The following is a 21899-nucleotide window of genomic DNA, read 5'->3' on the forward strand; positions in this document are numbered from 1 at the left end:
CTGGAGGGAGCGTCCTACATCGTGATCCATCAGCTGAAACTCCCGGCCTACATATTCCGTAAATTTACGGATATTCAAATTGCTGTCCACAAAAAGGATTCCTATCATAGTGGAAGAAAGGAAATTGGACAGGTCATTCGTAAGCATTGTCAGCTCATCCAGTTTCTGCTGGTATTCCGTGTTTACAGTATAGAGTTCCTCATTGACGGACTGCAGTTCCTCATTAGAACTTTGCAGCTCTTCATTCGCTGTCAAAAGCTCCTCATTGGCCGCCTGCAATTCTTCATTGACAGTTTCCAGTTCTCCGATCGTAGATTTCAGGTCATTTTGGGATTCGTGAAGTTCCTGTTCCAGATCTGCAATCCGGCGGGCTGACGTCTTATCCACATCGTACTTTTCTGTCACGCCTTCCATTTCTATCTTTTCATCCTTCATAAAAAGGATTGCGATCAGTCCGGTATCTGCCTTATTCTTCCCGTAAATCGGGCTGACAGTCAGATTAATATTCTCCCTTCCATTTACACAGTCTACTGTGATTCCGGTATAAGTAACTGCAATTTTTTCTGATCTGCAGCGATTTAAAGCCGTAGAAGCCACAAGACTTAGGTCTTCATTGATCATGCTGAAAAAATTGAAAGTGGCTTTTCCCGGTGCAATGGACATATAATCCTGATAATTTCCAAAGAAATGGATCACATTATTTGCTTCATTCAAAATGACAGAAGCCGGAAGGAAGTTTTCCATAAAATGAATATACGTATTTTCAAAAGCATATTCTGCTCCCTCCCTGTCTACAGAGCTGGCAATCCGGGGAGAAATCGTATTCACATTAGGGATATTAAAAGACGGAGGCGTAAATTCATCCACCTTTCCTTCTCCTTTATGCAGATAGATTTTCTCCGCCCCGCACACAGGTTTGAACACACTGCTGTATTCGCCTGCCGTCTCGCTCTTTCCAAGGAAAAGATACCCTCCGCTTTTCAGCGCGGAATGAAAAATGGAAAACAGAGACTTCTGCAGTACCGGCTGGAAGTAGATCATTACATTTCTGCAGCTTATCAGATCCAGTTTCCCAAAGGGCGGGTCAGAAAGCATATTGTGCGGTGCAAAAATGATCATCCTTCGGATTTCCTTTGAGATCACATACTGGTCATTTTTCTTTGTAAAATATTTCGCAAGACGTTCCCCTGACACATCTTCCAATATACTCTCTGTGAAAACTCCTTTTCCAGCCTGTTCGATTGCCTTGGCATCCACATCTGTGGCGAAAATCTTCACATCCCTTTGAATATTCATCTCTTCCAGCACTTCCCGGAACAAAATAGCAATAGAATAGGCTTCCTCCCCGGTAGAACAACCGGCGCTCCACACCCGGATCGGCTCATTTATATCGGCTCTCTCTACAATATCATATATGACATGATATTTCAGCTTTTCAAAAAAGGCAGCGTCCCGGAAAAAATTTGTAACACCGATCAAAATCTCCTTCGCCAGTATATTGCCTTCCTCCAGGTTTTCGCCCAGCATTTTTACATAATCCGACAGGCTGACCCTGTGGGTAATGACCATTCTTCTTTCAATACGGCGCATAACAGTTGTCCGTTTATAATTAGTAAAATCAATGCCGCTGGCCTTTTTTAAAATCGCATAAATCTGAGAGAATGTCTCCTCATCCGAAAGAAATACCTCATGGTCTTCAAACCGGATCAGATCGGGATAATTGGAAAAATTCAGGATCTCATCCACAATCTCATCCGGTGAAAGAATAAAATCCGCAAGTCCCGTATTTATCACGCTGCGGGGCATTCCGTCAAACTTCGCCGTTCCCGGAGACTGTACGATCACCAATCCTCCATGTTCTTTCACTGTCTTTATACCGCTTGTCCCGTCTGAACCGGTGCCTGAAAGCACGACTGCAATCGCCTTTCCTCCCTTTTCTTCCGCCAGAGAAGCAAAGAACACATCGATCGGATGATTCAGTGTCCCATGTATATATTCTGTCAACATCAGCTTTCCGTTTTTCAGTGTCAGATTCTTCTTGGGAGGGATCAGATAAACTGTGTTCGGCTCAACTGCCATTTCATTTTCTGCCTGTCTGACGTCCATCTCCGTATATTTCCCCAGAATATCTGCCATCAGGCTTTTATAATCAGGAGAAAGATGCTGGATCACAACAAAGCTCAGACCGCTGTTGGCAGGCATCTGCTGAAAAAACTGCTGCAGGGCTTCCAGCCCTCCTGCCGATGCCCCCAGGCCAACTATGAATGAAGCTTTCGCATCTTTCTTCTGTATGGTATCCATACTTCTTTTCTTTGCCATCTTAGGTTTCCTCCATCTGTTACTGACTTAAATAAATCTCTTCAAATTTTTGAGGCGGCAACGGTTTGTTATAGTAATAGCCCTGTCCGTAAACACATCCCGCTTTTAACAATGCCTCTTCCTGCCGATGCGTTTCCACTCCTTCCGCCACACAGCGCATCCCTACATTCCGGCAGATTTTGATGATATTTTCCACCAACATACAGCTGATCTCATTGTCCGGCAGATCAGCTACCAGACTCCGGTCCAGCTTCACCGTATCAAATTTAATATTGCTGAAAACGGTCATATTGGCATAATGCGATCCAAAATCATCCAATTCGAACCGGATACCGTATTCTCCGAAATTATTTACGATGCCGGACAGGGGCGCCGTTTCCACATCGCCTGCCGTTTCTGTAATTTCCAGCTCGATCTGATCTGCTGCAATTTCCGGATAATGACTCTGTATCGCAAGTACGGAAGCAAGTATCGTGGGGTTAAACAGCGTAACGCGGGACATATTCACCGAGACACGGACAGGCTCCAGCCCCTTCTTCTTCCATTCGCTCATCTGGTGAAGGACACTTTCCAGCATAAACAGATCCAGATCCCGGATCTTTCCGCTATTTTCCAGCTCCTCAATAAACTGCCCCGGAGCAATAATGTTTCCTTCTGCATCCACTCCGCGCACCAGTGCCTCGGCGCCGGCCAGTTTTCCGTTTCTCATATCGATTTTCGGCTGGAAATAGGGGATATATCTTCTTTGCATCTCACCGGTCCGCTCTTCCTGCTCCCCAAAGAAATCTCTTCCGTCTCCCCCTGCATTCTCAACCGTTTCGCATCTCATGATGGACCGTGCCTCGCGCACCAGATTTTTTGCTGTAAAAGCCCCGTCTGACCAGGTATATCCGATACGGATCTCGCCCGGATAGCGCCGCTGGACACGGGATCTAAGCCTGCTGCATCTTCCCACAAAAACTTCCAGGATCGTATTGGGATACAGGATAACAAACTCTGCATCCCAGGTACGAAAGATAAAACACTGCCCGAATACGCCTATCAAAGCCTCCACGATATAGGCCAGCATCTCCCTTCCGTAATGGAATCCCAGACTGTTGTTTATATCAGATATATTCGGGATATCGATTGCCAGAGCCCCCATGGAGCTGTAATTTGCAGAATCAATACTGTTGATCATCTCTTTGCAGGCCCGAAGATTAGGAAGACCTGAAACCATATCCTGTACTGCCCCGCTTCTGATCTGTGGACGGAACCGGAACCGGCTTTCCTCTTTTTTCAGATACGGCACCACTTCTTTCAGTAAGGAGGACTGGCGCGAATGTCTCTTGGGATTCTCCACACAAAGGAAGCCTGTTATTTTTTGTCTTTCTTCTGTAGGGAATACGATAAAATTCCAGGAGTCCTCTTCGTCCCTTTCTTTACTCAGCGAGAGCTTATGCTTTGAGAATACCGGCCGGTTTTCCTCAAGACATTTCCTGAGCAGGGGGATCTTCTCTACCTGAACCCCTGACATCACATGACGGATACTGGGCTTCCCGGGCTTCTTCCACTCATACTGGATCGTTACCGTCTGCCTGTCTTCCGCCAGTGCAAGGATATAAACTCTGGCTGCCCGGTAGTAATCGCCAATACAGCTCATGGAGCTTTTGACAGACTGCTCCAGCGAATCCGCCCGCAGCATGGAAGTATAACAGCGCAGAGCCGCCTTCTGCTCTTTGACGGACAATTCCTCTTCTGCCTCTTCTGTCTGAAATTCTTCCTCTTCTTTTCCATTTCCTCCCACCCAGGACCAGTTTTCTGCTCCTGTAGGCAAAGCCACTGTATCTGTCGCTGAGTTTTTCCACATTTCGCACAGATACTGGGCATGAAGGACCATTACGTCGTAATCCGCCTGTTCTGTTGTTTCCGTGACGACTCCCGCCACCAAACGCATGGCGTCTATTCCGCTTATGCTGCTCATAGCTGCCCGGATATAAGCAAAAGCGTCCTCCAGCCGCGTTTTAATCTCATACCTGGACCCGACGTCCGGATAAAATACAAGGATAGAGTCTTGATTATACTGCCCAATGATACAGTCGGTTCCGATCGCCAGTGACAGAACAACAAAAATGAAATGCCTCTCCCGTTCTTCCTGTTTTTTCACTTCCTCCTGGTTTCCGCCGGAACTGCCGTTAATCTGGATCAAAGCCATGGCGCAGACTGCCTTTTTTCTCTCCTTTATCAGCATTTCTGCCAAAAGGCGGGCTGTCTTCATATTATAAAATCCATTTTCTATGTCATGCTCTATATCCTGTTCCAGCTGCTGTTCCCACTCATATCTCTGCTGAATGTCGCTGAAACAGGCAAACATGTAAATTTCATCTGTTCTCTTGTCGCGGACGAGATTTACCATGTCCGTCATCCAGCGGATCTGTCCCCCGTTTGCCACTCTGTGATATTCCCTGGAAGACCATAGCTGACTGTTCTCATATGCTTTCAACAGGTTTTTCCGGCTGAACCTTTCCTGGAACTCCCGCCCCTCCCCTTTTATAAAAGGAAGAAGATCATCCCCCTCTATCATTTCCGAATAAGATCTCCCCTTGTGAGCTGAAGTCTGATCAATTCCTTTCAGCCATACCTCTTCCACCTGGTCCGTTGTAAGATTTACCCGGATCCTGGCCACAAGATGGTGACGCAGCACTTCCGGAAGCGGACGCCTCTCGAATTCTGTATTATAGCCGAAAATATCCGGGAATTTTTCCTGCACGCCTACAGCCTTTACCGGGAATCCATCTGTATCATAAATCATCCTGTAGGATAAAGTAAACCATCCGTAACATCCCATCTTTGGATCTTTCAGGATAAAATTCCCCGATCCGGCTTCATTTCCGCCTAAAATCCCCTTTGCAAATTCGCGGAACTGGCGGAAGGAATCCGGATGCACAACCCCATCTTCGATCATAGATTCCGGAAAATTGGAAATACATGTATCTTTCCGCACAGATTGCGTGCTGATATCATAAATACCGTATTCTTTTCGTTCAATATTTACTTCCCACAGAACCTGGGGCGTCTGTCCATAAGCCACCTTGAGACGTTCGCTGCATTCTTTAAGCTTTTCCCCTTTTTCCATAAGTTCTGTAATATCTGTAGAAAATTCCAGCATAACGGGATTCCCATTCTCTGTATGTCCTACTTTGACTGCCCGCACATGGATCCAGCGCCACCTCTTCCCGTCCGCCGAAATCCGGTGGATATTTTCTGCTGCCGCTTTCCCTTCTGCCGCATGTCTTAAAGACATACCGTAATCCGCCTCATAATCCAGCTGCAGGCCGATCTCCTTCAGAGTACAGGGAAAAAGCCAACTGTCCTTTTCTATTCCCAGTATACGATACAACCCCGGATTTGCATAAATTATCCTGATTTTTTCCCCGATTTCCAAAAGAGTGACTCCGCCCTCCACATGCTGTAAAAGCAGCTCTGATGGAATATTTTCCGATCCATGCTGAAGTCCCTCATATTTCACCAGCACAATATCCTCTTCCTTTCTTTCCATAATTTCCGTTTAATTGCACCCATTTATATCTATTATACTACAATTTTCGCCAACATCAAAATATTTTTTCATTTTTCTTTCACCCCCCCCCCCCTATATTTTTCTGACATTTTCCCTTCTGCTTTTTAACAACAAGCCAAAAAGTTTGTTTTCACCTACATTTTTCCAGAAATTGCCAAACATTCTACTACATTTCCAAACTATTCAGTCAATATTCTTGGATTTTCACGGAGAACGAGGTATAATTTTCAATCATAAATATCTAAGAGGAGGAACAGTTATGGACGATAAGGCATTGGAAGTATTACTTGCAAAGGAGGCGATCCGGGACCAGATCTATACATACTGCCGCGCTCTGGATCGTATCGACAATGAACTTGGCTACAGCGTATTTGCGGAAGACAGTAAAGTAAATTACGGCCCCACTTTTCCATCCGGAACCGGACGCCAGTTTATCGACAATATGCTGAAGCAGCACCGCCATATGATCTCAACCCACCATATGATGACAAATATTCTCATCAAAGTAAACGGAAATAAAGCTGCCAGCGAAACATATATGTATGCGGCATGTAAATTTCCAAAGAAAAACAAGGACGGTTCCAAAGGCAGCTTTACGGTAGAGGCAAGATGCAGGGACGTTGATCTCTGGGAATGCCGTGACGGCAAATGGCTGATCGTAGAACGGACGGTAGCCGGAGACAATACTATGAGTCTTGTGCCAAACCATGATTTTGAAAATTATAATACGGAACGGAACAACCGCAAGGATGTATCCTATAAGGTATTTGAGCAGATCGAAAACCTTTAATTTCCCCAACAATAACAGCCAGGCCTTTCAACAGACCTGGCTGTTATCTATGCAGATTGCTTTGTCACATATTGATCCGGTTCACCATAATAATCAAGGAGCATGGAAGAAAACCTTTCATAGACGCCATGCTTTGCAGGTGCCTGCACAATATTCATTCCCGGGCTGTGATTTCCCTCGATCAGTTCCAAAGTACCATCCTCCAGAATCGCCACATCCCAGCCGACCACACGAAGACAGGGAAGCTCTTTGGAGGCCTCCTTGCACAGCTCTACCACTTCCTTCCAGCGGGGGATCTGCATCCCTTTGAAAGGCACTCCGGTCATAGGATGGGTAACATAGCTGTTGGAATATTCATCCAGTCCATCGGTGATGATCTTCCCGCTTTCCGGATCGATCTCGCAGAAAATTCCTCCTCCATGGGCATTGTCTACGCAAAGGCCGTTATTTCCCACTCGCAGACCGCCGCCGAAGACTTCAAAACGGTCCCCGTTCCGGAAAGTGATCACACGCAGCGTATTCAAAGACGACGGATGAAATGCCGCCAGCTCCTTGCAGGATTGTACAAATTCTTCCGCAAGATATCTTCCCTCGCATAATTTCTGATAAAATTCTTTCGGATCCTCTTTTGAAGCGAACTCTTCCTCCGTCAGTTTGAAAAAACCGATTCCCCAGCTGGAATACTGCGGCTTAAGGGCAATAGTACGATATTTATGGAGAAAATCACAAAATTCTTCATAACTTGCCTTTGGCACATAAAGCCATCCCCGGTGAATAAAGCGTGTAAAATTTTTCAGAAACGTGGCTTTGCTTTTCAGATACGGTTCTGAATCATTATTATAAGGCCGCATCAGACGAGTGGCCTCCACATCCGTAAGGTACTTTTTCTGCTCGCCTGTACTTAAATTATAAAATCCGAATATCATATACTCGCTCTGGGATACTCTCTTTTCCGGATTATTTCTTCTGACTTTCAGATAGTCGTGAAACAACTTGTTTTCACGAAACCCTTCCGGAAGATTTTTCACTCCCTTCATGTAAGCCATAAATTTTTCCCGCAGGACCGGATAGGCCCTTACGTTTTTTACAATATAGTTTTCTGTCAAAATACTCATTTTCACTCTACTCCTTCCAAGCATTCTTGTATCAGAGGATACTTTCCTATCCCATCCAGCTGAATGATATTTCCACCCGGCCAATGGCAGTTTCCTTCGATCATCTCCGGTCCTTCCGGAGTAACTGCAATGTCCCATCCTATATACCCGACCTTGGGCATATGTTCCATAGCCTGTGTGACACATGCAATGACAGCATCCCAGCAGGGCACTGTAAATCCGGGCATATAGACCAGGGATCCCGGATGCCGCTCATAGTCCCGGATTTCTTTGTTATTCCTCCCCGGCCCTGCGACAGTGCCTGTCTTAAGATCCAAAGGATAAGCGATACCGCCTGAATGAAAGTTGTCTGCGGCCGCCTCTTCTGCCCCGCATTTCAGACAGGCTCCGATCAGCCGGATCTTTCCTTTACTGTCTCTGGCGGCGTTAATACGAATGGAATTTACACAGGAACTGATCTTCTCCAGTTCTTCATGCTGTCGGATTTTTTCTTCTATCAAAAGTCCGCCGTCCCGACATCTCTCATAGAGTTCTTTTTTATCCTCTATTTCCTTTGTCTGTACTTTCTCAATCCCATGCCCCATAAGCCCCCGGTCCGGTTTCAGCACAACAGTTTCGTGAGCCTCAAGAAAGTTCAGAAATTCTGTCAGAGAAACCTCCGGCACATACAGACTTTCCCGCCGTACAAAATCAGAAAAATGCCGGTAAAACAAATGTTTGCTGGCCAGTATCTGATTGTTCTTTTTTGTCATAAACCGATTCAATCTGCGATCTGCCATAGAGGACCGCCCGGAAGTCAGGTAAGTCCCCCTCTCCCTTTCATCCAGTTCATAGAAACGGAGCACAAAATAATTCTCCGGCGAAGCCTGATGGCGGTATCCGCATCTTAAGGCATCCATAAGGTAGACCGCCGTAAAACCGCCTCTTTGCCGGCGCAGGCTTTTTGCCATCTGATAAGTTTTTTTCCCGGTATTCCATCGCGACATAGCTGCTCCTCCTACACCATACTTCCAAAGAGCAGATCTGTCTCCGGAAGGCGTTTATTATCCAAGGCAGCGGACGGCGTAAATGTCATCTCGCCAAAGCGTACGCCCCGCTCTGTCAAATACAGATCCACCCGCACAAAAGGGAACCCCCAGCTTAATCGGTCCGCTATCTCAAAAGCCTCCTCAACCCTCTGGGGTTTGGGAAGAGAAAAATCATCCGGCGCTTCTTTCCCGTCGTGGTTGATGCGCATAAGCTGAAATTTCCTGTCAAAAAAGTAGAATCTGGGCCATCCTTCCTCTCTTCCGGCACACACCATAACACAGTGGGCATGTCCATGAAAACAGTAAAATTTGTAATCCTCCGGAGGCAGCCCTTCCGGGCTTCCGATATATTCTTCTACAATGATCTTCTTGTCAACACCTCTGTACTGGAGTTCTGAATAATATGCCCAAAAAGGCTCTCTCCCCCACTTTTCCATCTGCCTTTTGGCTGCTTTTTTATCCAATTGATCCTTGGAACGGCAGATAATATTATAACTGCATCCAAAGTTCCATTTCATTGCAAAACTGTGGGGAAGCGCATCCCAGTCAATATCCTCTGCCCTGTCATAAACCGCCTCAATAGCATTCAGGCAGCTTTCAAGTCCTCTCTCCCGGACATATTCCCGCACCCGGTATTTATCCGCGCATTTTCTGACAAGTTCACTGTCTCTGTATTCTTCCAGCTTTAATTTCAGCAGTTTTTCATTGAGCGTGACAGGGTTTTTAAGATCCGGCAAACGTCCGAATTTCTTAAAAAATAGCAGTTCTGTATTGATACGCGGGGAGAAAAAAGAAAGTAACGCAAAAAAATTTCTCTCCGCTTTGCTGATCTTTTTTTTCTTCATACCCTTTCCTCCCCGCCTGTCTCAAGGATCAGCTCTTCTGCTGCCGTCAGCGAATCCAGAAGGCAGTCCATCACAAATTTCGATCTTCTGATAATAGACTTCAGTTCCTGCCTGGACGCCTCATGCTGATAATGCAATGCGCAAATGGACGGATCATATCGCACAACGCTTCCTTCCCGCCTGCACATCCATTCCAAAATTTCCATTTCATAATACATATATGTTTTGGGATAGAAAGGTTCCGGATGCGATTTCAGGTAACGCTCGGAAAAAATCACACAGGAACCATGCAAAACTACGTTTTTTGCCGGAACCGATACATCAATACACTGTTTCGCTCTTCGGCGCCGCTGTACATGTTTCCAGAGCAGAGGACTGTTTTTCTCTCCACTGCTTAAAAGAAGCAGGATAGGATGCGTGCTCCGTTTTACATTTGCCCGCTTTTTCCTCACCGAATCCAGTGTACATCCTTTCAGACTCTTGGGATTTTGATGAATACCGGAAAATACCGACACAATATCCGGTCCCAGGATATCAAAGGGATCCTCTTTATAAATTTCCTCTGTCCTGACAATAAAATCTTTCTGCCGGATTTCTACATCGTTATTGAGCACAACGGTAAACTGTGCCGGAAGATGGGTGCACACCCAGCGTATCCCAAGGTTATTTCCTCTTGCAAACCCGGCATTCTCTTCATTCAGAAGAACGGTAACGTTATCCTGTCCGGCATATTCCTCCTTAAGGATACGCCCTGTCCCGTTGGGAGACGCATTATCCACGATCACAATATGTTTGCTGCCATCCAGCGCCTGGATCCGTTCCACACATGTCCTTGTCATCTCCACCGCGCGGTAATGCAGTATTACAAATGCTGTCATCCTTCCCTCTTCCTCCCTCTTTCCTTCATTGCTGACCTTATCCGATCTGCCGTCCAATAGCCCAGATCATAGAAGCTATGGCTTAGGGCAAAACTTTTTCTGAAATGCTCCGCTGCCAAAGCAGGATCTGCAGCATGCACCCTCTTCCCCAGCCGCCGGTTCATCACTGCATCGCTGGCCGGATACTGGCGGTACAAAAGCGCATGCTTATCGTACAGCCTTCGCAGATGGGGATAGGAAGTCACTCTGGCAGATATACTGTCTTCTCCCACCTTAGATTCCACCAGGGCTTCCGGCAGATAGCAAAGTACAAACTGCTTTGCCGCGCGAATGCCAAAGTCCCAGTCCTGGTAGCGTTTTATTGTCTCATCAAACTGCAGCCTTTCCCACACATGCCTGTACATCAGCATAGTCTGTGTTCCCGCTCTGTTTTCTGCAAGAAAGGCCTCCAATTCATGGCCGGCCCTGAAAGGATGTACCGGAAAATAGAACCGGCTACCTTTCTCTGATATCCGGTTCATCCCGCAGAAACACAGATCGGCTTTGTTGGAAAGAAGCCATGCATACTGTTTCTCCAGCTTCTTAGGATGCCACAGATCGTCACTGTCCTGAAAGGCCAGCAATTCCCCTTTTGCCAGGGCAGCTCCGCAGTTTCTGGCGTAACAGGCTCCTCTGTTGGTTTCATAACGTATGTATCGGAGACGGGGATCTGTTTTTCTCTGAAAAAGTTCTTCTGTTCCGTCCGTAGAAGCATCATCCACTACCAGCACTTCAATATGTTCGTAAGTCTGCTCAAGGATGCTGCTGATGCATTCCAGAAGCTTTTTCTTCCTATTATAAGTCGGAATGATCACTGTGATCAGTTTTTTCTCCATAAGGCAACTCCTTACTTTACCGGAAAAGGAAATACTTCCCGTAAAGCTTTCTTTTTTGCTTCCACCGCTTCCGGACGGATCCTGTACTGTTCTTGGATCCAGGCAAGCTCCGGAAGGGGCTCTGTGCGCATATCATAGGGCTTATGTGTCAACCCGTAAGCGGAATAATAATCGTCAAATTTGTATCCATCCCCCAACAGTCTGTCTCCAAATTCCACGTGCAGATTAGGAATCCCCATACTGTCTGCTATAATAAGCCCGTGAAGACTGCTGGAAAGAATAAAACGGCATTCTGCAATCTGCCGGATCACCTCCAGCGGCTCCTCCTTCACACTGATGAAGCGGGCATTTTCATACTCCTGATGAAGATTTGCCGCCCTGGGATCCTGAAGATCACAAAGATGGGGGATGACACCTACGTCATAGCGCTTTGAAGGAAGGCTCTCCAGCACTTCTGCCGCCAAAATCCCGGCGTCTGCCGTGGGAATATCCAGCCTTTTCTTCCTCATCTTTTCCACTGCTTTTCTTGTAAGTTCTCCCCGAACCGCGCAGAAATTCATATCTCTTTTAAAAAAGCTGCCTTCACAGTCTGTATAATTGATAAAACCAGTTCCCCAGATGGACACATGGGGCTTTTGGATCCCGTTGATCCTTTGCTGTATCCGCATAGGCACAGTACCGTGCAAGGTATACATTCCAAGGCAGCTTCCGATGGCACACATCTCTCCCTCCAGAAAAGAACAGCGTACCGTCTCATAGCCAAAGCACTTCTCAATGATCAGTTTATTCAGCTGATCTCCCATATTGTGAATTTTACTGTAATATACCCTGATCTTATCTGCCATCTTGCATACTCCTCTTTGTATTCGGCGATATCCCGCCTCCTTTGCACTATTCCAGCTTCAGGACCACTCTCTCATAACGTCCGTCGTCTTCAAAGGACTTGCCATGCACCGCATCAAAGAGAGGCTGGTAACCGTATCCGTCTGTGATCCATCCGAATCCTGCATACTGTGCCGTCATAAAACCCGGTATTGTATTGGCCTCCACCAGGATCGGTCCTTCTTTTGTAAGAGCCACATCCCATCCGATGTTGGATATTTTTCTTCCAAGAGGCAGCGCCCGTCGCATCATTTGGATCGTCTTATCCCAATTATTCAGCTTCAATCCCTTGAATGCCATTCCGGTGGACGGATGTGCCTGATAGATCTCCCCACTGTTCTGGTCTACTGCATCAGTCAGCACTTCTCCCGTCCGGATATCCACCATTGCAGTCAGTGCATCCTTGCAGCCGTTGGAAATTTTATTCTTATGCGCCACTGTAAGCACCGGAGCAAAGAGAAATTCGCCTTCCGGAGAACTGGCAGAATAAAACCGGATCACACTGACGGCATTGGGATTCAGCGAGGTTAACAGATCATCCTGGCAGATATACTCCTCCACAATCCCGCCGCCGCTTTTTTGAATATATTGCAGAGCTTCCTTTGCCTCTTCCTCTGTCCTGGCAGAAAGAACGCGGATTCCCTGCCCCATTCCTTTGCAATTAGGTTTGTAAACAACACGGCCGCTCTCTTTTGCCATTTCTCTTAAGCTTTTGGCATCTGCTTCAGACGCACGCATGCACCATCGGCCATAAAAATCCCCAAACACTTTTGAAAAGATATACTTATTCATAAGCATTCCGATGTAACGTCTGTCTGTAAATTGCTTCCGAAATTCCATCCGTGTCCAAAGAGTAGAGATTGTCTTCTTCTGTTCCGGAGTCAGGTGATAATACCCCGTCCATTCATATTCTGCAAATGAAATGTGGTTTCTCTTCTTAGCCTGCAGGATATCCCGCTCCACATCTTTTGGATCCTCTCCGGATTTTTCTGCATACTCACCTGCAAATTGCCGTATATGCTTCCTTGCGTTCAGATATCTTTTGGCTTCATCTAACTGCTTCATCACAATCCCTCTTCTCCTGCATCTGTGTGATCAGATCCTCCAGCTCATGCCTGCGTCCTTTTTTTCCACCATCTGCATAGCTCCCATCTGCGCCGTACAGTTTGCTTCAACCATGCACCAGCCTCTGTCCCTGGCAAAAGCCAGATCCCATCCGCAGTAATGGTTGTCCGGGATCATCATCGCTGCTTCCTTTACCATTGCTACAGCTTCCTCCCACCGGGGAATCCCGAACCCCTTAAACTTCACTTTACTGTCCGGGTGGCACTCATAACTGTGGCCTTTTTTATCAGCGCCGTCCGTATAGATCACTCCGCTGTCCGGATCGATCAGTGCGCTGATCCCGCCGGCGCTGAAATTATCTACAAAGCTGCCCTCCCTTCCCATTCTAAGAGAAGGATGAAACAACCTGATCTCCGGCTCGTTTTTTTCGTTTCGGATAATAACAGTAGGAATGCGGAGTGTATTGACGGACCCTTCGTGTATGCGGGCCATCTCCCATCCCTGTTCGATTTTTTCTTCTATAACAGCGCCATATTTCCGGTAATGCTCGTGGGCGTCTTCTACCGAATCGTACATGGCGATATTTTCAATTCTCACTGCCTTCCCAAATGCTGCATATACCGGTTTCACTACATACTCACCATGACGGCCGGCAAATTCCTGCAGCTTTTTCAAATTTTCCTGGGTCGGATCTTCATTTTTTCTGATGCGGATGACTTCCCGCTTGTACATATTCTCAAATTTCTTATACGTCCTGTATTTATTTTCCAAAATGTCGGTGTTTTTTCGTTTATTCATCCGGGGATAAAAACTCATTCGTATTCCTTCTGTAATGAAAGACGCCCGGTATTCCGGATCTTTCCCTTCATAATCATAGAGAAAGTATTCGCTGTAGTAAGAACCATATTTAAAAAGACTCCGGATCATATCCCTCTTCAGCCTGCGAAGATACCGACGGTCCTCAAAGGCTGCCGGGCCTTTGTACTTCTCAATGATCTCATCCATCTTATCCCGTTTGCGCCAATAATAATTACCTTTGCGGTACCATGTCTCAAAACGGATTTTTTTGTAAATTTTTCTGCGATATTCCCGCAGCATCTTTCCCACCTCTTCTCTTCCCGTCTTGTCTGTTCAAATCGCCGTTTTTGCAAATATACCGCTATACCAAAACAGGCACAGCGGCATATTTGCTGTTTTTCTTTCTTATTTTGTTGTTTTTCTTTTTGCGATTTTCTTTTTCTTTGTAGCAGGGCGGAACATACTGATACGAACACGGTGTGTCGCATCTCTTTGGGATGACTCCTCAAAAATGCGGAGATATCCGGTATCCTGGATCAGCCACTGTCCGTCAATCTTTACATATTTATCCGTGTAAATAGCAGACCCCCTGATCTCCAGACCTTCATAAGTATCGCCCTTATCAAAAAGCAGATCATCCTGCAGATACCATTTTCCATAGGCAACTGTATCGCTCTCAAACCAGATCTGCGGATTATGTCCCTGATGCAGAGTGATTTCTGTTTTCGGCATCGTTTCTGCCAGATAATTTGTAATCTCTTTCGGACCGTGGAATACCAGTTTACCATCAGAGTATGATGTCTCAATATCCGGTGCCATAGTGGCTTCCATCGCTTCCCAGTCCTTTGTATCCATTGCGCAGAAATATCTGCTCTTCAGTTCTTTAATTGCCTGTACATCCTTCAGCTGCTGCACTTCTTTTTCCAATGCCTCAAGACGTTCTTCAATTGTCATAATATCCTGTCCTTTCCTTAGTATTATACGTTCATTCCAACTGCGTATGCGTCGGCTGTCGCATCAATACCCATTCCTACTTTCTTCGCGTCACCAATTACATCATAAGCGATTCCCAATTCTTCACATTTTGCTTTCAGATCCTCTGTCTTCCGGGATGTCGTTCCTACAGAAATTACAAGAGTGTCAAAATGGCGGGTTTTCTCGCTTGTCTTTTTGAATTTATCTGTAAACTTATATGTAATCTCATGGTCGCCGATGCTTGTGATATTGCTTCGGTTGCTCTTCTGGATCGTCTTGCCCGGATACTCGATATCAAGGAACATCGTACGCAGCATACCCATCTTGTTTCCGACACGCTTTTTATCCATAATACGGACATCCTTCACACCTTTGTTGATCAGATACTGGGCTGTCTCGCAGCCGATCAGACCACCGCCCAGGATCAGCACTTCTCCTTTGGCCTCTGCTTTATCTGTCAGAATATCTTCTGCAGAAACAACGTCTGCTCCATCAATTCCCGGAATATCCGGTTTTACATATTCAGAGCCGGTTGCTATGATGACATGATCCGGCTTTACTTCTTCAATCAGCTCAGGTGTTACTTTTGTACCAGTCTTGATCTCAATACCTTTCTTCCTGCACTGCTCAATTTCCCATTCTACAGCGGCAGCAAATTCTTGCTTCTTAGGTGCTTTTCCTGCCAGCACAAATCTTCCTCCCGGATTTTCCGCTGCTTCGTAGATCGTTGGATTGTGTCCCCGCGCTTTCAGAAATTCTGCTGTAACCAGACCGCCGATACCTCCGCCGATCACCATAACATTCTTTGGCGTTTCAGCTTTTGGAAGTCCTTTGTATTCCAGACAAAGCATAGGATTTCTCGTACAGGTAATATGTTTCGCATTCGGATCGATAACCTTGTCATAACATCCTTCTGTACATCCGATACAGCGGCGGATATCCTCCTCGCGGCCTTCTTTTGCCTTATTGCACCACTGTGGATCAGCCAGCTGTCCTCTTCCAACCGCGATCATATCGATCTTTCCTTCGCGGATCAGTTCATCTGCAAGTCCCGGCATATTGACACGTCCCACTCCGATAACAGGAATGTGAATACCTTTTTTTATTGCTGCAATATTATCCATATTAAATCCCGGCTCCAAATTATAAGGAGGAACCTCATAAACAGTTGCAAGACTGCGGGCATTCCCTCTGGAAAGATCCATGGCATCCACGCCGGCTTCTTCTGCCCAGTTGATAAACTGGATGGTTTCTTCTACTGTTGTAACCTTTGGAAGCATCTCATCAATGGCGTCGATACGCATGATCAAAGGCATATCATCCGGCATATTTGCACGCATTTCCCGGATTACCTCCAGACTGAAGCGGCAGCGGTTTTCCAGGCTCTGATTGCCGTACTCATCTGTTCTCTGATTCAAAGAAGGATTCATAAATTCATGAGGCAGATAAGTGTGCGCTCCGTGAAATTCCAGCGCATCAAATCCGGCTTCCACGGCAAATTTTGCCGCCTGCCCGTACTGTCTGATAATTTCATGAATACGCTCTACTGTAAGATTGTCCGGTGTTTCCAGCTTATTCGTTTTATCAAAAAACTCCTGGGGAACAAATCCTCCATGCCAGATCTGCACAGCAGCCTTTCCGCCATTTTCATGGATCGCATCTACAATTTTCTTCAGCTCATCTCTGTGGTGCTCATTATAAAGGCCAAGATACAGATAGGCGTGACATTCCGGACAGATTGTAGCAATCTCCACAATATTCAGTCCGCAGCCTCCTGCTGCGATCGCTCCATGATATCCTGTCAAGTCTTCCGCTACATCATGTTTGTTTTTTGCCATCTTTGTATTCATCCCCGGGAGAACTACTCTGTTTTTCAGCTCCAGTCCTCTCAGTTTAATCGGTGAAAACAATGCGTCATAACTCATTTTCCAAACCATCCTCTCTTTTCTTAATACAGATCTTTCATCTGTATCCTCCTTCTGGCAGATACGGGAATTACCTGTCAGAAAATGTTTGAATATAATTCATAGTATTTCATTTCAGTGTATTTCATTTCAGTATTTAGTTTTATAATGGTGATGAACAGATTACATAGCTGTAATCCTTAAAAGTTGTTTAAATTTTAACACTATCTTTACATTCCTGCAGGAGCAAAAATTTGATTATTATATACAAACAATGTACAAAATTTCGATTTTTAATATCACTATTGTCTAATTGCCAAGAGTTCTCTCTGAATTTTGTAGTGATTTTTAAATAAATGTCCTGTTTTACAGAAATACTTTCTCACGATTTTTTTTGAAAATGTAGCTTGATTGACAAAAAAATGTGCATTCTCCCTCTTTCAGTTCGTTTATTATTTTATTAAAACAAACGTTCAGGAGGAAGTTTTATGATAACAGATATGAAAAATTCAAAGCTTTTCAGTCCTATTCAGATTGGAAGAACCACTCTGAAGAACAGAGTGGCAATGGCTCCTATGAGTATGGATTATGAAGCAGCAGACGGATCCGTCCCGAAAAAGCTGGCGGATATTTTTGTACGGCGCGCCGAGGGCGGCACCGGCTATATTGTAATCGACGCTGTAACTGTCGACAGCAAATATCCTTATATGGGAAACACGACATCTCTGGATAAAGACAGTCTTGTTCCACAGTTTAAACAGTTTGCAGAACGCGTCAGGGAGGCAGGCAGTGTTCTGATTCCTCAGATCATCCATGCAGGTCCCGAATCTATTTGCGGATACCGTAAGATCGCACCTCTCGGACCTTCTGCCAATGTAAACGCCAACTGTCATGTCAGCCGTCCTGTTACGGTAAAAGAAATCCAAAAGATCGTAAAACAGTACGGTCAGGCTGCACGCCGGGCGGAAGAAGCCGGATGCGGCGGCGTCAGTCTTCACTGCGCTCACGCCTATATGCTTCCCGGTTCTTTCCTGTCTCCTCTCCGCAACAAACGAATGGATGAATACGGCGGAGGTCTGGACAACCGCGCAAGATTTATTCTGGAAGTCATTGAAGAAGTCCGAAAAAATGTAAGCCGGGATTTTCCGATCTTCCTGCGTATTTCCGGCGACGAACGTATGATCGGAGGCAACTCTCTCGAAGATATGTTGTACCTGGCTCCCAAATTTGAAGCGGCCGGAGTCGATATGCTTGAAGTTTCCGGCGGTACCCAGTATGAAGGACTGGAGCATATCATCCCCTGCCAGAACAAGAGCATCGGTGTAAATGTATATGAAGCATCTGAAATCAAAAAAGTAGTAAATATCCCTGTTTTTGTTGTTGGAAAGATCAATGATATCCGCTATGCAGCAGATATTGTAGAGCGCGGTCTGGTAGACGGTGTATCTATGGGACGTCCGCTTCTTGCAGATCCTGATCTGTGTAAAAAAGCCTATGAAAACCGGTTTGATGATATCACGCCATGCGCAAGCTGCGGCGGAAGCTGTATCACCCGCAGCGAGGCAAGTCCACAGTGCAGATGCCATATCAATCCGAGAGTCGGAAGAGAATATGATTTTCCGGAAGTTCCGGCTGAAAAATCCAAGAAGGTACTGGTGGTGGGCGCCGGTCCCGGAGGTATGATGGCTGCTGTCACAGCTGCAGAAAGAGGACACCAGGTTACTGTCTGGGAAGCTGATAAAAAAATCGGCGGACAGCTGAATCTGGCTGTTGTTGCCCCCGGCAAACAGGAAATGACCAAATGGATGGTGCACTTAAACTATCGCGCTAAAAAAGCCGGTGTAACTTTTGAGTTTGGCAAAACGGGCACTGTAGAAGCGGTTCGGGAATTTGCTCCTGACGCCGTGATCGTAGCTACCGGCGCAAGACCTTTGATCCCGCCGATCAAAGGAACACAGGATTATCCGGTCCGTACAGCTCACGATTTCTTACGCGGCAAGATTGTCATTCCGCGAGGACGTGTCTGCGTATTGGGAGGCGGCGCCGTTGCCTGTGAGACTGCAGAAGTTCTTCTCGAAAATGCACGTCCTAATTCCTTTACCAGGGGATTTGAAGCCAGCATCGGTGATGTGGAAGTCACAATGGTGGAGATGCTGCCCCAGCTTCTCACCAATGTCTGCGCGCCGAACCGTACTCCGATGGTACGGAAGCTCAAGAGCAAAGGTGTGGATATTAACGTAAATTCCAAAATCCTGGAAGTAACAGATCACGACGTAAAAGTACAAAGAGCAGACGGCACGGAGGAATGGCTCCGCGGATTTGACTATGTACTTTTCGGCCTCGGCTCCCGAAATTACGATCCGCTTTCCGAAGAACTGAAGACATTTATTCCTGAAGTATATGCAATCGGCGACGCGGTGAGAGCCCGCCAGGCAAGCTTCGCTATGTGGGAAGGTTTTGAGGCCGCTTACAAATTGTAAATACTATAGACTGTAAAAGACATTCTACTCCTGGAAAAACTGCAGATGCTATGTAGTATCTGCAGTTTTTTCTATTTTTACCTTTCTTCGTTTCAAAATCTGAAAATCCAAAAAATTTATGTGCCTCATTGATTTTTCTTTTTCAATATGCTATCCTTTTCGCATACTTGGAGTGTCATATTTCGACATTTGCCACAGAAATCAGAGAGGTGACGTATTATTGTGAACAAAAAGATCTATCCCTTATGCGAACCGCCAAGAAACGGCATATTCTGCGGTCCTGACAAGTATCTGAAGCTTCAGGAATATACCGTCAGTACTGAAATGTGTCCGATCATGGAGTTTGACAGCTATTTTATTCTTGTAAAAAAAGGGCGTGGCATTTTTATTATAAATGGGGAAAAATTTGCAGTGGAGCCCGGCTGCATATCATGGATCCAATGCTCGCAAGTTCTTACAATCTGTCCGGATTTTAATGAACAACTTCAGCTATGGGTCTGTTCTTATGATTATCAGCTTTTAAACTATTATTCTTTCAGCAGAATATCTTTTAATGAAGAACAGGAAATTGTCAACAGTCTTCCTGTAATCGGTCCGGATGGCTCCGAGGTGGAACAGATCATCCACTTATTCGATCAGTTCCAGAAACTAGGCAAGAAGAAATCTTACGGATCAGCTATCCTGCGCAGCTCTTTTCTCCGTAAGATCGAACTACTCTATAACCGTGTGGCACAGAGCGCAAAGGCGAGCTACCAGTTTGAGTCTTTCCCCTTGAGCCGGAAGATCAGCCTGTATATCGCTACCCACAGTAATGCGCCCCTGACTGCATCGGACGTAGTCGATAACGTATGCCCTTCTTCAAGTGAAGCGTCTCTTAATCATACGCTTCTTGTCGTTACCGGGCTGAATTTCGGCCAGTATCTGAACCGGATGCGGCTGGCGCATGCAATGGCATATTTTCTTTATGATAATCTGCCTTTTAACTACATATCTTCGATTTCCGGTTTTAATAAAGAGATTTCATTTTTCCGTCATTTCAAAGCCATAACGGATATGACACCCCTGGCTTACCGGGAACAGATGCTAAGCAACGGTAAAGACGGACGGATCTATCGGGGAACGATAATGAGTGAACCTCTTCTGTCTGCCATCACTTATCTATATGACAATATGACTGAACCTATTGATGCAAATATTATGACCCGGGATCTTTACACTACAAAAAATATCCTGCGCAGTCAGTTTAAAGAAAAACTGAATGCCAGCTACAAAGACATTCTGCTTCAGTTCCGGGTGCGCTATGCAGAATCTTTGCTGGCTACCACTAACCTGCCCATTCTGGATATTGCTATTGAATCCGGTTTTGGTTCCGACCGCACGATGACGCGGGTATTTTTCAATATCAACGGCCTTTCCCCTGGCGAATTCAGAAAACGGCAGCGTCGGGAAGAACAGGACGAAAAAGGCATCCCGCCTAAAACCATAAAAGAAAGCAGATGATGACTATGCAAAAGGATTCCACATCAAAAAGTACACAGAATAAACAAAAATCTTCCCCCAGAAATAATTCTACGTTTTCCGGTGCACATGATTATTTTTCCAACAACGTGCTTCCACAGGATATTCATGCGCGCACACGGCATATTAAAGCTCCGACATCTTACATTAACAATCAGGAGCAAACTTTTCTTCTGGTTCGTTCGGGAACAGGAACGATATATGTAAACGGAATGGGGTACAAACTGAAGCCGAACACTTTAATTTATTTAAGTCCCTTTCACCGCTACCGCCTGCTTCCCTCCAGCCAGGAGGAACTTACCATTGCAGAGGCGCGCATCAACAGCAGTACCTACGTATATATGATCGCGAATCCATATCTGAAATATGAGCATATGGTTGTTCCATCGCAGCCGCCGATCGCCTGTCTCGAAGGGCTGCCGGCCCAGATTGCCAATGATTCCATGGATGCCCTCTTAAGCGAGACTGAAAATCATTCCAAAGACAGTATCCATTTTTGTTTCTGTTATATTATGGACTTTTTTGGCCTGATCACTGACTGTATTCCCAAAGGTTATCTGTCTCCTTCAGAAAAATAATATAAAGGGTACAAAGCAGAGGCGCTATCAGAGGAAAATTGTAAAAAGAGTCATTGTTAAAAATATATTTTTAACAATGACTCTTTTGCATTTTCACCGGTTTCCCCTTCTTCAAGTTCTATACGTCTGTCAAATTGACTATAAATTCTTACTTTTTGTCTCTTTGTTTTAGCATAAAGCCACAACTTTCCAACCGTTGTATGATCAAAAATATGTTAAAATATCGACAGTCATTGGATGACACATTGGTGATGGACTTTCGAGGTGACGGGAAAGCTTCGAAAACAAAA

The 21899-nt window shown here is 45.6% G+C and carries 16 protein-coding genes; 4 read left to right on the forward strand and 12 right to left on the reverse strand.

The genetic code is table 11. The annotated features are described in order from the left end of the window. Together WJ238_RS08060 and WJ238_RS08065 are read right to left on the reverse strand one after the other, a co-directional pair. A partial coding sequence (locus WJ238_RS08060) for a chemotaxis protein CheB (RefSeq protein ID WP_337606639.1) occupies positions 1 to 2319 on the reverse strand: 2319 nt, incomplete at its 3' end. A gap of 19 nt (positions 2320 to 2338) precedes the next feature. Beyond that, on the reverse strand, positions 2339 to 5857 hold the full coding sequence (locus WJ238_RS08065; protein WP_337606640.1) for an EAL domain-containing protein: 3519 nt from the start codon (positions 5855 to 5857) through the stop codon (positions 2339 to 2341). 280 nt (positions 5858 to 6137) lie between these two features. On the opposite strand from WJ238_RS08065, the gene WJ238_RS08070 reads away from it, so the two are divergent. After that, positions 6138 to 6668: a nuclear transport factor 2 family protein gene (locus WJ238_RS08070; protein WP_230105877.1), complete on the forward strand. Its 531-nt coding sequence runs from the start codon at positions 6138 to 6140 to the stop codon at positions 6666 to 6668. A gap of 47 nt (positions 6669 to 6715) precedes the next feature. Here WJ238_RS08070 and WJ238_RS08075 read toward each other — a convergent pair whose 3' ends face one another. The 10 genes from WJ238_RS08075 to WJ238_RS08120 form a co-directional block, all read right to left on the reverse strand. Beyond that, positions 6716 to 7783, reverse strand: coding sequence for a sugar-transfer associated ATP-grasp domain-containing protein (locus WJ238_RS08075; protein ID WP_230105876.1), 1068 nt, complete (start codon positions 7781 to 7783; stop codon positions 6716 to 6718). 2 nt (positions 7784 to 7785) lie between these two features. Next, positions 7786 to 8769: a sugar-transfer associated ATP-grasp domain-containing protein gene (locus WJ238_RS08080; RefSeq protein ID WP_316264832.1), complete on the reverse strand. Its 984-nt coding sequence runs from the start codon at positions 8767 to 8769 to the stop codon at positions 7786 to 7788. 11 nt (positions 8770 to 8780) lie between these two features. Next, a complete protein-coding gene (locus WJ238_RS08085) occupies positions 8781 to 9656 on the reverse strand; it encodes an ATP-grasp fold amidoligase family protein (protein WP_230105874.1) in 876 nt (291 codons plus the stop codon). Continuing rightward, complete coding sequence (locus WJ238_RS08090; protein ID WP_230105873.1) at positions 9653 to 10534, reverse strand: glycosyltransferase; 882 nt, start codon at positions 10532 to 10534, stop codon at positions 9653 to 9655. The genes WJ238_RS08085 and WJ238_RS08090 overlap by 4 nt, the downstream gene beginning before the upstream one ends. Next, positions 10531 to 11409, reverse strand: a complete 879-nt coding sequence (locus tag WJ238_RS08095; protein ID WP_337606642.1) for a glycosyltransferase family 2 protein — start codon at positions 11407 to 11409, stop codon at positions 10531 to 10533. Before WJ238_RS08095 ends, WJ238_RS08090 begins: the two co-directional genes overlap by 4 nt. Positions 11410 to 11420: 11 nt before the next feature. Further along, on the reverse strand, positions 11421 to 12254 hold the full coding sequence (locus WJ238_RS08100; protein WP_337606643.1) for a polysaccharide pyruvyl transferase family protein: 834 nt from the start codon (positions 12252 to 12254) through the stop codon (positions 11421 to 11423). 46 nt (positions 12255 to 12300) lie between these two features. Then, complete coding sequence (locus WJ238_RS08105) at positions 12301 to 13356, reverse strand: sugar-transfer associated ATP-grasp domain-containing protein (RefSeq protein WP_337606650.1); 1056 nt, start codon at positions 13354 to 13356, stop codon at positions 12301 to 12303. A 30-nt stretch (positions 13357 to 13386) separates the two neighbouring features. Further along, a complete protein-coding gene (locus WJ238_RS08110; protein WP_337606651.1) occupies positions 13387 to 14454 on the reverse strand; it encodes a sugar-transfer associated ATP-grasp domain-containing protein in 1068 nt (355 codons plus the stop codon). A gap of 105 nt (positions 14455 to 14559) precedes the next feature. Further along, a complete protein-coding gene (locus WJ238_RS08115; protein ID WP_230105870.1) occupies positions 14560 to 15108 on the reverse strand; it encodes a nuclear transport factor 2 family protein in 549 nt (182 codons plus the stop codon). 23 nt (positions 15109 to 15131) lie between these two features. Beyond that, positions 15132 to 17054 carry an oxidoreductase gene (locus WJ238_RS08120; protein WP_316269045.1) on the reverse strand — a complete coding sequence of 641 codons (1923 nt, stop codon included), beginning with the start codon at positions 17052 to 17054 and terminating at the stop codon, positions 15132 to 15134. A 467-nt stretch (positions 17055 to 17521) separates the two neighbouring features. Here WJ238_RS08120 and WJ238_RS08125 point away from each other — a divergent pair, with 467 nt between their 5' ends. The 3 genes from WJ238_RS08125 (at position 17522) to WJ238_RS08135 (ending at position 21609) form a co-directional block, all read left to right on the forward strand. Further along, a complete protein-coding gene (locus tag WJ238_RS08125) occupies positions 17522 to 19513 on the forward strand; it encodes an NAD(P)/FAD-dependent oxidoreductase (RefSeq protein ID WP_230105868.1) in 1992 nt (663 codons plus the stop codon). 222 nt (positions 19514 to 19735) lie between these two features. Then, positions 19736 to 21013 (forward strand): AraC family transcriptional regulator, encoded by a 1278-nt coding sequence (locus WJ238_RS08130; protein WP_337606645.1) that lies wholly within the window; start codon positions 19736 to 19738, stop codon positions 21011 to 21013. Next, positions 21010 to 21609, forward strand: coding sequence for a hypothetical protein (locus WJ238_RS08135; protein ID WP_337606646.1), 600 nt, complete (start codon positions 21010 to 21012; stop codon positions 21607 to 21609). Before WJ238_RS08130 ends, WJ238_RS08135 begins: the two co-directional genes overlap by 4 nt. The last annotated feature ends 290 nt before the right edge of the window (positions 21610 to 21899 follow it).

The organism is Claveliimonas sp. (assembly GCF_037273965.1).
GTDB lineage: Bacteria > Bacillota > Clostridia > Lachnospirales > Lachnospiraceae > Claveliimonas > Claveliimonas bilis.